Genomic DNA, 237 nt, shown 5'->3' on the forward strand with positions numbered 1-237 from the left:
CCCTGCATCGCCAGAGTGACATCTATGCGCGCGAAGGCGTCGATCTCGATCGCTCAACGCTGGCCGGCTGGGTCGGGGCAATGGCGGCTCTGCTTCAGATCTTGAGCGAAAGGATCGGAACCCATGCCCGTGCCGGCGAAACGGTGCATGCTGACGATACCCCCATTCCGGTCCTCGACCCTGGACGCGGCCAGACCAAGACCGGCAGGCTGTGGACGGTTGTGCGCGATGAACGTC

At 64.1% G+C, this 237-nt stretch carries 1 protein-coding gene; it reads left to right on the top strand.

Features of this window, described 5'->3' with window-relative positions; translation table 11 throughout:
* Positions 1 to 237: IS66 family transposase (locus tag OC446_RS30800; protein ID WP_262032643.1), on the top strand; the 237-nt coding region annotated here is incomplete at both ends.

It is taken from the genome of Microvirga sp. Mcv34 (assembly GCF_024519725.1).
Taxonomy (GTDB): Bacteria; Pseudomonadota; Alphaproteobacteria; order Rhizobiales; family Beijerinckiaceae; genus Microvirga.